11 protein-coding genes are annotated in these 9,964 nt (G+C 64.5%); 6 read left to right on the forward strand and 5 right to left on the reverse strand.

Features of this window, described 5'->3' with window-relative positions:
* Position 1: 1 nt before the first annotated feature.
* Positions 2–1,039 carry a DUF7146 domain-containing protein gene (locus ABS88_RS15775; protein ID WP_058818180.1) on the forward strand — a complete coding sequence of 346 codons (1,038 nt, stop codon included), beginning with the start codon at positions 2–4 and terminating at the stop codon, positions 1,037–1,039.
* A 49-nt stretch (positions 1,040–1,088) separates the two neighbouring features.
* On the opposite strand, the gene ABS88_RS15780 is transcribed toward ABS88_RS15775, so the two are convergent.
* Positions 1,089–1,778, reverse strand: coding sequence for an RES family NAD+ phosphorylase (locus ABS88_RS15780; protein ID WP_286750101.1), 690 nt, complete (start codon positions 1,776–1,778; stop codon positions 1,089–1,091).
* Positions 1,779–1,782: 4 nt separating this feature from the next.
* Positions 1,783–2,166, reverse strand: a complete 384-nt coding sequence (locus ABS88_RS15785; RefSeq protein ID WP_286750102.1) for an antitoxin Xre-like helix-turn-helix domain-containing protein — start codon at positions 2,164–2,166, stop codon at positions 1,783–1,785.
* 553 nt (positions 2,167–2,719) lie between these two features.
* Between ABS88_RS15785 and ABS88_RS15790 the strand changes: the two genes are divergently transcribed.
* Together ABS88_RS15790 and ABS88_RS15795 are read left to right on the forward strand one after the other, a co-directional pair.
* Positions 2,720–3,661, forward strand: a complete 942-nt coding sequence (locus ABS88_RS15790) for a DUF2493 domain-containing protein (RefSeq protein WP_286750103.1) — start codon at positions 2,720–2,722, stop codon at positions 3,659–3,661.
* A gap of 63 nt (positions 3,662–3,724) precedes the next feature.
* Complete coding sequence (locus tag ABS88_RS15795; protein ID WP_286750104.1) at positions 3,725–4,663, forward strand: HEPN domain-containing protein; 939 nt, start codon at positions 3,725–3,727, stop codon at positions 4,661–4,663.
* Here the strand turns inward: ABS88_RS15795 and ABS88_RS15800 are convergent.
* From ABS88_RS15800 to ABS88_RS15810, 3 genes are all read right to left on the reverse strand, one after another.
* Positions 4,660–4,827 carry a hypothetical protein gene (locus tag ABS88_RS15800; protein ID WP_286750105.1) on the reverse strand — a complete coding sequence of 56 codons (168 nt, stop codon included), beginning with the start codon at positions 4,825–4,827 and terminating at the stop codon, positions 4,660–4,662. The two genes, ABS88_RS15795 and ABS88_RS15800, sit on opposite strands and share 4 nt — an antisense overlap.
* Positions 4,828–4,896: 69 nt before the next feature.
* Entirely contained in the window at positions 4,897–5,121 is a 225-nt protein-coding gene (locus ABS88_RS15805) for an EexN family lipoprotein (protein ID WP_286750106.1), read from the reverse strand.
* A gap of 122 nt (positions 5,122–5,243) precedes the next feature.
* Positions 5,244–5,444 carry a heavy-metal-associated domain-containing protein gene (locus tag ABS88_RS15810; protein WP_286750107.1) on the reverse strand — a complete coding sequence of 67 codons (201 nt, stop codon included), beginning with the start codon at positions 5,442–5,444 and terminating at the stop codon, positions 5,244–5,246.
* A gap of 149 nt (positions 5,445–5,593) precedes the next feature.
* Here ABS88_RS15810 and ABS88_RS15815 point away from each other — a divergent pair, with 149 nt between their 5' ends.
* From ABS88_RS15815 to ABS88_RS15825, 3 genes are all read left to right on the forward strand, one after another.
* Positions 5,594–8,128 carry a heavy metal translocating P-type ATPase gene (locus ABS88_RS15815; RefSeq protein WP_286750110.1) on the forward strand — a complete coding sequence of 845 codons (2,535 nt, stop codon included), beginning with the start codon at positions 5,594–5,596 and terminating at the stop codon, positions 8,126–8,128.
* Positions 8,125–8,619 carry a Cu(I)-responsive transcriptional regulator gene (gene cueR / locus ABS88_RS15820; protein ID WP_286750108.1) on the forward strand — a complete coding sequence of 165 codons (495 nt, stop codon included), beginning with the start codon at positions 8,125–8,127 and terminating at the stop codon, positions 8,617–8,619. Before ABS88_RS15815 ends, cueR begins: the two co-directional genes overlap by 4 nt.
* A 271-nt stretch (positions 8,620–8,890) precedes the next feature.
* Positions 8,891–9,904, forward strand: coding sequence for an efflux RND transporter periplasmic adaptor subunit (locus ABS88_RS15825; protein WP_286750109.1), 1,014 nt, complete (start codon positions 8,891–8,893; stop codon positions 9,902–9,904).
* Positions 9,905–9,964: the final 60 nt, after the last annotated feature.

Below are 9,964 nucleotides of genomic sequence, written 5' to 3' on the forward strand. Positions count from 1 at the left end.
CATGGAAAGTCCAGCCCGTGAACTCGCGCGCCGTCTCGGTGAAAATGCCGAGGCGGTGTGCCGTCACTATCTCTCGAACGGTCGCCGTGAAGGCCATTATTGGCTGGTCGGCGATGTGCATAATGCGCCGGGGCGAAGTCTTTATGTCCGTCTCAGCGGTGACGACGGCAAGCCGCGCGCTGGAAAATGGACCGATGCGGCGACCGGCGACCATGGCGACTTGCTCGACATCATCGCCGCGAGCTGCACGCATATGAGCCTCGGCGAAACGCTTGCCGAGGCGCGGCGCTTCCTGAGCCTGCCTCCGCCTGACCTGGTGAAGCGCAACCCGCGTCCGCGGCGGGCGAGCCCGGGAAGCAGGGAGGCGGCCGCGCGGCTTTGGGCGGCTTCGAAACCCATCGCCGGGACGCTGGTGCCAATCTATCTCGCGGGCCGCGCTCTTCGGCGGGGCGGGGATTTGCCGGCGCTGCGATATCATCCGCATTGCTATTATCGCCGGTCCGAAGAGGATGCCCCATCGGTCAAGCCGGCATTCCCGGCGATAATCGCCGCTGTCACCGATTTGGACGGCTCGCTCATGGGCGTCCATCGCACCTGGCTCGATCCGGCACGGCCGGCCAAGGCGCCGGTGGCCTATCCGCGGCGCGCGATGGGACATCTTTTGGGGCATGGCGTTCGCTTCGGGCTGGCGGGAGAGGTCATGGCTTTCGGTGAGGGCATCGAGACCATGCTGTCATTGCGCGAGGTCGCGCCATCGCTGCCGCTCGTCGCCGGCCTCTCGGCGGCGCATCTCGCGGCGCTCCTGTTTCCGACAGGCTTGCGGCGCCTCTACGTCGCGCGCGACGATGATCCCGCGGGGCGCGCCGCTTGGGCCGCGCTGAACGAGCGCGCCTTGCCGCTGGGCATCGCGGTCCACGCGCTTGAGCCGCAGCGCGACGATTTCAATACCGATCTCCGCCGCGTCGGCCCGGCGCGGCTGGCAGAAGGGCTGCGGTCGCAGTTGACGCCTGTCGATGCGGGGAGATTTCTTGGACGATGATGCCTGACAAAAACCGTTCGGCTTGGAGCCCGGACGCTATCGTGCCCTTTTACGTATCGAGGCTCTTCTTTTCATAGATGGTCGTGATGGCCGTGCCGTCCCACATATAGCAGAGATGCCGTTCCTGCCGGCAGTTGGACAGGAGGCGCGGCCGGAAGGCGGCGGCGCATTCGCCGCCGGGATGGCGGACGCTCTGGTAGAGGATACCGTCCGAACCCGCATCGCGCAGCTCGGCCCCGAGCCCTTGCGCATGGATATAGCTGTCCGGATCGTAGAGATGCGCATGGCTGTCCGCGAGACCGCGAATGTCGTGGAGACCGGCCTCGAGGTCGACGGCATAGACGCGCATGTCGATCTCCTGGGCGGGCTCGTCGGTCGCTGCGAGGAATCTGGCGCGGTGGTGCCGCGTTTCGGCGATCGCTGTGTCCAGCGTGAGGCCGGCGTAGAAGACACCGAAGCTGCCGTCGGTAAAACGGCTGCCCTCGGGATTGAGATGGGTGAAGGCCGCCATGATCGGTGTCGTGCCGGGACCCGAAACACGGTCCTCGGGCGGTACGAGCGCGAGCACGCCGACTTCGTCGCGGAGGCGATCGTTGGTGATCGCCTCGATCTGGAAGACCGCCTCGAGATCGTCCGGATCGGCAACCTTTTCGAACAGGCCGATCGGCGGGAAGCGGCTGGGGATGATGCGGTAGCAGGGCGTCCAGCTCGTCGCCGTGACCGGAATGTCGAGCGGCATGGGCTTAGCCGCGCTGCCCGTCGATATATTGCCGCACGACATAAAGGTCCGAGACATTGCCCGACACCATCCGGTCGAGGGCGGACTTGCCGGCGAAGCTCTTCGCCTTGTTCGGCTTGCGGACCCACTCGTCCGCGGTCTGCGGCACGAGAATCTGCAAGCCTTTGTAGATGCCCATCACATAGGAAATCCGCTCGAGCGCATCCTTCGAAAGCGCCGCGACCTCGCCGCGTTTCCAATTGTGCAGCGTCGAACGGCTGTCGAGCCCGAGGACCGCCATCTGCTCGCTTTCGCTGAGCTTCCACGCCTCGGCGATATTGAAAAAGGTGCGCAGAGCCGGGCCGGTGAGATCCTTCCGGTCGATCGTCTTCGCTACGGCTGTTGCCATGTCGGGCTCCTTTCATGGTCCATATGTTCCGTTATTGTGCTAAAGTCAATATTTATACCGAATAGGAACATTCTTGGCCATGAGATCCCAGCCGCAGCGATGGCGATGTCCGAAAAACATATAGGAATTTCGGACACATTCGATCTCGCCGTATCGCTTTGCCGAGTATCTGGCCGTGCGCGCAGGCGAAACTCCTAATGGCGCGGCACCCATCACATTCTGCGTGCGCAGGGCCGCAGCGGCACGAGCGGCTCGCCATATCCGGATGGAGGTACAGGGCTTTTGCTATCTTCTTCCGGAAAGCTGCACCTCCGGCCTTCGCTGGAGGGCGACTGCGGCAGCGCGCGCGGGCCTCGCAATGGCTTGGCGTGCGGCTATTTTCCGCCGGGGCTCTGCCCCTTTGCATCGCGAGGCAAAATAGCCTTCGCCCGCCATCCTTCGCTGCGCTTCGGCCGCCCGGGCTCTGCCCGTGCGGTGCGGACCCGCACCCGCCGCCGCGGAGGCGTCGCCGCGAAGGCCGCGAGAGGCGCGGCCGCCAGATGCGAGAGATGACATGACCGACCTGTCCGACCTTCCCGAACACGGCGAACCGCATGAACCCGGCGCCAGCGCTTATCTTCTTCAGGAAATGCAGCTTTATGGTCACCGTCCCTATGACGACGAGCCCGATGGCAGGCCGCTTCCCGACGACCGGCTCGCCGGCGGTGCCGTCGCCGACATCTTCGACGCAATGGCGGGTTGCCTTGTCGATACCCGCATCGAGCCCGATCTCGAAGACCTGCTCTGGAACATCGTCAATATCTTTCACCGAGCCGGCGAGCGGATCGAACGCGACCTCGATCGCAATGAGCAGGCGCAGCGCGAGCAGCAGCGCGAGCAGGACGGCAGCGAAATCCGCTCGGTCGAACTCGAGCGCAAGATCGCGGAAGGCATCACGATGATCGAGCGCCGCGATACGATGGAATTTTTCCGCGAATGCGCCGCCGAGCAGTTCCGCCTTCATGTCCGCAAGGCGTGGATGCCGCGCACTGGATCGCGCGCGCAGCACAAGACCTTGACCGCCTCGATGATCGACAGCCGCGATTTTCTCGACAAGAGGCTGCGCGAAAAGGCCGCAGCATTGATCCCCGAAGGCACCCGTGTCGCCTTCAGCGGTGGTCCCGGCTGCAACGATCACCAGCATATCTGGGCTGCGCTCGACCGTATCCACGCCCGCCACCCCGACATGGTGCTCATGCATGGCGCCACCCCCACCGGGGCCGAACGTGCCGCCGCCTGCTGGGCCGACACCCGCCGCGTGCCTCAGGTCGCTTTCCGGCCTGACTGGAACCGCCACAAGAAGGCCGCGCCCTTCAAGCGCAACGACCGGATGATCGACGCGATGCCTGCCGGGCTGGTCGTCTTCTCGGGCACCGGCATCCAGGACAATCTCGTCGACAAGGCGCGCGCGTTCGGCATCCCCGTCTGGGATTTTCGCGTGCCGCCCGAAACTTGACGGCAAATTTGACTGCAACACCGCTTGCCATCGGGCGAGCGGACTTACAGGGTGAGAATAGTTATGCGAACCGATGTCGATCATCTACCGGCGAACAAGCAGCGCGAGCTCGAGCGCGTGAAGGCGATCATCTTCGAGGAATTCGAGGATGCGATCGCACTCGCGACGATGAGCTGGAAGAAGAAGGGCCGGATCGAAAAGCTGATCCTTTACGGCAGCTATGCGCGTGGCGGCTGGGTCGATGAGCCCCATACCGCCAAGGGCTATCGTTCGGATTTCGACCTGCTCATCATCGTCAACGACAAGCGCCTGACCGAGCGGGTCGATTTCTGGCTGAAGCTCGAGGACCGGCTCATCCGCGAACTGGCGATCGACAAGACGCTGCACACGCCGGTCAATTTCATCGTCCACACCTTGCAGGAGGTGAACGACGGGCTCGCGCACGGGCGCTATTTCTTCATGGATGTCGCGAAGGACGGGATCGCGCTCTACGCATATGACGACAAAGAGCTGCACAAGCCGAAGCCGAAGACGCCCGAGCAGGCGCTGGCGATGGCGCAGGAATATTTCGAAGAGTGGATTCCCGGCGCGGCAGAGTTTTTAGAGGGATATAAGTTCTACATCGGTCGACGGAGTTACAAAAAGGCCGCATTCCTGCTGCATCAAAGCACCGAAAGTCTCTATCATGGCGTTCTGCTCGTCTGCACCTTCTATACGCCCTACGTTCACAATCTAGGTTTCTTGCGAACGCAGGCCGAGCGCATCGACATGCGTATCGTCAATGCTTGGCCACGCGAGACGCGTGCTGAGCGAGCCCGCTTCGAGAAGCTGAAGGAAGCCTATGTGAAGGCGCGCTATTCGAAGCATTATCGCATCACCGAGGAAGAGCTTCTCTGGCTCGGCAACTGCGTCGAGGAACTGGGACGCGCAGTCCATGCGATCTGCTCCGAGCGCATCGCGGAGCTCGAGGAGCGGTGCCGCCCGGCTCGATCGCCGGGCTAGTCGGCGGTGCTTTCCGCCTTTCGCAAGGCGTCGGCGATCATCGCGGCGAGCGATTCCTCGGCCTGGATGCGGGCGACATGGTCTTTTGAGTCCAAGTCGCGGCGGACCCATTGCGGAACCCGTTCGACAGCGCGCAGGACGATGCTGGTCAGTTCATCGGTCATGCGGGCGCTATATCGGAACGTGCCGGACTGGCAATCGCCAACGGTTAGGTGCGGCGATTGTGTCCTGGCTTAATCCTTGCCCAGGAACCGCTTGAAACGCTCGCGGCCTTCGACCGTCTGCACCGCGACGTCGGCGTTCGTGCATTCGTCGCCGCGCGTCGAGCCGGCTCGGCAGTCGGCGACGACCTTTCGCGCCTCGTCGAGATTCGCCTCGAAATATTGGGTGCTGCGCGGCTCGCTTTGGCCGCAGGCGGACAGGATCAACCCGAGTGACAGGATAGCGGAATGTCGCAAATTCATTCTCCAGCCAGAAAATGGGAAGGAGAATATACCCGCCAAGACCTTGGGCGAAAGGCGAACTGGAACCAGATCTGGTTCTATTTCCCCAGGTCGATCAGTCTCTTGGCCCGCCCTTCCTATGCCGCCTGCGCTTCATAGCCGGCTTCGCGGATCGCCGCGATGAGCGACGCGCTGTCCGCGCTGGTCTCGACGCTGACCTGTCTTTCGGGAATGTCGGTTTCCACCGTGGCCGCGGTATCGATGCCCTGGATCGCCTTGGTGATCGAGCGCGCGCAGCCGCCGCATGTCATCCCGGGGATATTGAAACGGATAGTCATAGTGCCTCCAAACTTCGATTGAAGCTCGAAGATGGGGCTTGCCATCGTGACAAGGTCAATGCCCCCGAAGTGCATTTTCTTCCTCTTGACCTTCCCATCGTTGGAAGCCCCACATTCCGGTCGAACGAGCAAATCCGGAGAAAAATATGATGTCCGATGTTATCGAGTTGAGGCGGAAGCGCGATGTTCCCACCACCGGGCCGGAGCGTCTGAGCGTCGCCGTCGCCGGCATGACCTGCGCCTCCTGCGTCGGCCATGTCGAAAAGGCGATCGGCAAGCTGCCGGGCGTAACCGGGGTCGCCGTCAATCTGGCGACCAACCGCGCCGACGTGACATTCGCTGGAGCGTCCGATCCCGGTGCCGTCGTGCAAGCAGTCGAGCGCGCCGGCTATGAGGTGCCCGAGGCCGATGTGGAAATCGGCGTCGCGGGCATGACCTGCGCCTCATGCGTCGGGCATGTCGAAAAGGCACTGTCCAAGGTGCCGGGGGTCAGCAGCGCCACCGTCAATCTGGCGACCGAAAAGGCCAGCATTCGTTATCGCGCCAGCATCGCGTCGCTGGAAGATCTGGAGGCGGCGATCCGTGGCGCCGGCTATGAACCGCGCCGGATTGAGAGCGACAGCACATCGTCCGACCAGGAAGCTTCGGCGCGCGAGCAGGAATTAGGCAGCCTGCGCCGTTCGCTGTTTCTCGCGGCGGTGTTGGCACTGCCGGTGTTCATCCTCGAGATGGGCTCGCACCTCATCCCCGCCGTCCATGATTTCGTCATGGGTACGATCGGGATGCAGACGAGCTGGCTGATCCAGTTCGTCCTCACCACATTGGTGCTCTTCGGGCCCGGGCTGCGCTTTTTCCAGAAGGGCATTCCCGCGATCTTGCGCGGCACCCCCGACATGAACTCGCTCGTCACTTTGGGGACGAGCGCCGCCTGGGGCTATTCGCTCGTCGCGACCTTTGCCCCCGGCGTCCTGCCGCCCGGCACCGCCAATGTCTATTATGAAGCGGCGGCGGTGATCGTCGCGCTGATCCTGCTCGGTCGTTATCTCGAGGCCAAGGCCAAGGGCCGGACGTCGGAGGCGATCAAGCGGCTGGTCGGGCTTCAGGCGAAAACCGCCCGCGTCATGCGCGATGGCACGGCGCTGGAAGTCGCGCTCGCCGATGTCCGGACCGGCGATATCGTCCAGGTGCGCCCGGGTGAACGCGTGCCGGTCGATGGCGAAGTCGTCGACGGAAATTCCTATGTCGACGAGTCGATGATCACCGGCGAGCCGGTTCCGGTCGCCAAGGCGGCAGGCGCAGCCGTCGTCGGCGGCACGATCAACAAGACCGGCGCCTTCACCTTCCGCGCGACCAAGGTCGGCGCTGACACAGTGCTGGCGCAGATCATTCGCATGGTCGAGCAGGCGCAAGGGTCGAAGCTGCCGATCCAGGCAATGGTCGACAAGGTGACCGCCTGGTTCGTCCCCGCGGTGATGGGGATCGCGGGACTGACCTTCCTCGTCTGGCTCATCTTCGGCCCCGATCCGGCGCTGACCTTCGCCTTGGTGAATGCGGTCGCGGTGCTGATTACCGCCTGCCCATGCGCGATGGGGCTCGCGACCCCGACATCGATCATGGTGGGAACCGGGCGCGCCGCCGAACTGGGGGTGCTGTTCCGCAAGGGCGAAGCGCTCCAGACGCTGCGCGACGTGACCGTCATCGCGCTCGACAAGACCGGTACGCTGACCAAGGGGCGACCCGAACTGACCGACCTTGAACCGGCCGCAGGCTTCGGGCGCGACGAAGTGCTTGCCTTGGTCGCGAGCGTCGAAAGCCAGTCCGAGCATCCGATCGCCGAAGCCATCGTGGCGGCCGCGAACGCGCGGGGTCTTGATGTTTCATCGCCCGAGGCGTTCGAAGCCATTCCCGGTTACGGCGTATCGGCAAGGGTTGGCGGCCGCGAGGCGCAGGTCGGTGCCGACCGCTTCATGACCAGGCTGGGACATGATGTCTCGGCCTTTGCTGCTAAGGCCCGCGAACTCGGGGCGATGGGCCGAACGCCGCTCTATGCCGCGATCGATGGCAAGCTCGCCGCGGTGATCGCGGTCGCCGATCCGGTCAAGGACACGACGCCCGAGGCGATCCGGGCACTCCACGCCCTCGGGCTCAAGGTCGCGATGATCACCGGCGACAATCAGGCGACGGCCGATGCCGTCGCGCGCACGCTCGGGATCGACGAAGTCGTCGGCGAAGTGCTGCCAGACGGCAAGGTCGATGCGATGAACCGGCTGCGTGCTGGCGGCCGCAAGGTTGCGTTCGTCGGCGACGGCATCAACGACGCCCCCGCGCTTGCCGAGGCCGACGTCGGCCTGGCGATCGGCACCGGCACCGATGTCGCGATCGAGTCCGCCGACGTCGTGCTGATGTCGGGTGACCTGCGCGGAGTGGTCAATGCGATCGCGCTGTCGAAGGCGACGATCCGCAACATCCAGCAGAACCTCTTCTGGGCATTCGGCTATAATGCGGCGCTGATTCCCGTCGCCGCGGGGGCGCTCTATCCGCTGAACGATACGTTGCTGTCGCCGGTGTTCGCCGCCGGCGCGATGGCGTTGTCGAGCGTCTTCGTGCTAAGCAACGCACTCAGGTTGAAGACCTTCCGGCCGGTGATCGCCGCCGACAAGGGAAAAGAAGGAGAGGCGGCATGAACATCGGCCGCGCCGCGAAAATATCGGGCGTCTCTCCAAAGATGATCCGCTATTACGAACAGACGGGTCTCATCCCCAAGGCTGCGCGTCAGGACTCGGGTTACCGCGACTATGACGACGCCGACGTGCACCGCCTGCGCTTCATTCGGCGCGCGCGCGATCTCGGCTTTACTGTAGAGCAAATCGGCGAGCTGCTTGGTCTTTGGTCCGACCGAAGCCGCGCCAGCGCCGACGTCAAGGCTTTCGCGCTCGAACATATCGAGCGGCTCAAGGAAAAAATGGCCGAGATCGAAGCCATGGTGCGGACGCTCGAGACGCTGGCGGATCATTGCCACGGTGACGACAGGCCCGATTGCCCGATCATCGAGGGGCTGGCGGAAGAGGGGGGCGCGACGCCGCGCCTCCAACCGCGCGAACCCCGGCGCTTCGGCAGGTCCGGCGGACAATCCGCCCGGCGCCATGCCTCGAGTTCATCGAACCGCACGCACTAGCCTGGCCTCGGGATCATTTGGCCCTTCCGCATGCGGAGGGGCCTTTCCTGATTCTTCGCGGGACATAGTCCTGACCAACGCAGTCGCCACACGCTAGATTACTATTACCGCTCGGCTCCGCCTACTAATAGGCGCGGTGTCTTCTACGGATTCATATGCATTCGACGCCGACGAAGAAAATCTCTTGACCCTCGAACGATGGAAAACCGCACCCCCCGAAATATGAGCTCGCCATCCATCCGGATCGGCGAGCAAGGATTCGGAGGTTGAGATGCGGAAATCGAGGGTCGCCGCGGCGCTGGGCGCGATATTGGCGACGGGGCTGGTGGTGCTTTGGGTGCGCGGGCCGGAAGGCGGCGAACAGGCCACTGCGCCGGGGCCGCCGATGGTGCTCGCCGCATCGGTCGTCGTGCAGGATCATGTGCCGCGTTCGACCTATACCGGTCGCTTGACCGCGGTCGAGACGGTCGATCTCAAGCCGCGCGTCTCGGGCTATATTGCCGACATCAGCGTTCCCGAGGGGCAGATCGTCCGGCGCGGGCAGATCCTTTTTCGCCTCGATAATGCGCCCTTCGCCGCGCGGCACGCCGCGGCGCGGGCGGCGACGCGTGAAGCCGAAGCGCGGCTGGGGCTCGCGCAGGCCGAGGATGCGCGTGCGCGCAGGCTGGTTGCCGAGGGGGTCGCCGGGCGCGAACGCTCGGACGTGACGACCGCGACCTTGCGCGAACGCGAAGCGCAGGTCGCGTCGGCGCGCGCCGCCGAACGGCTGGCCGCGCTCGACCTTCGCTATGCCGGCGTCGAGGCGCCTATCGCGGGCCGGGTCGGCCAGATTCTCGTCACCCGCGGCAATCTGGTCGCTGGCGGCGAGGCGGCGACGCCGCTCACCACCATCGTCTCGGTCGATCCGCTCCACGTCGAATTCGATGTCGACGAGGCGACCTATCTCCGCTCGCTCGCCGATCGGCGCGGCCATGGTGCCGAGGCCAAGGTCGGCGTCCGCCTCGAAGATGGAAGCACCCGAACGGCGCGGCTGGACTTCATCGGCAACCGCCTCGACCGCGCGACGGGGACGATCCGCGCGCGCGCGGTCCTGCCCAATCCGGGCGGACGTCTGGCGCCGGGCCTGTTCGCCGAGGTCGATGTCGCGACCGATGATGCACGCCGCGCACTGCTCGTCAGCGACCTCGCGATCGGCGTCGAACAGGGGCGGCGCTTCGTCCTCGTGCTGGGCGAAAAGAATATGACCTGTCTGTCGTCAGAACATTTGGCGCAGATCGCGGCGTAGATTAGCGGAGCGCGGGCCTCGTCCTGGGGTTGATATTAAGCGGCGAGCTTGCGGTGCTGC

It is taken from the genome of Sphingopyxis sp. SCN 67-31, assembly GCF_001725095.1.

Excerpts from the sequence above, each read along its gene's own strand:
- ABS88_RS15780 (WP_286750101.1), bottom strand. The coding sequence starts at position 1,778 with ATGCCGCTCGACATTCCGGTCACGGCGACGAGCTGGACGCCCTGCTAC.
- ABS88_RS15790 (WP_286750103.1), top strand. The coding sequence starts at position 2,720 with ATGACCGACCTGTCCGACCTTCCCGAACACGGCGAACCGCATGAACCC.
- ABS88_RS15785 (WP_286750102.1), bottom strand. The coding sequence starts at position 2,166 with ATGGCAACAGCCGTAGCGAAGACGATCGACCGGAAGGATCTCACCGGC.
- ABS88_RS15800 (WP_286750105.1), bottom strand. The coding sequence starts at position 4,827 with ATGACCGATGAACTGACCAGCATCGTCCTGCGCGCTGTCGAACGGGTT.
- ABS88_RS15815 (WP_286750110.1), top strand. The coding sequence starts at position 5,594 with ATGTCCGATGTTATCGAGTTGAGGCGGAAGCGCGATGTTCCCACCACC.
- ABS88_RS15775 (WP_058818180.1), top strand. The coding sequence starts at position 2 with ATGGAAAGTCCAGCCCGTGAACTCGCGCGCCGTCTCGGTGAAAATGCC.
- cueR (WP_286750108.1), top strand. The coding sequence starts at position 8,125 with ATGAACATCGGCCGCGCCGCGAAAATATCGGGCGTCTCTCCAAAGATG.
- ABS88_RS15825 (WP_286750109.1), top strand. The coding sequence starts at position 8,891 with ATGCGGAAATCGAGGGTCGCCGCGGCGCTGGGCGCGATATTGGCGACG.
- ABS88_RS15795 (WP_286750104.1), top strand. The coding sequence starts at position 3,725 with ATGCGAACCGATGTCGATCATCTACCGGCGAACAAGCAGCGCGAGCTC.
- ABS88_RS15810 (WP_286750107.1), bottom strand. The coding sequence starts at position 5,444 with ATGACTATCCGTTTCAATATCCCCGGGATGACATGCGGCGGCTGCGCG.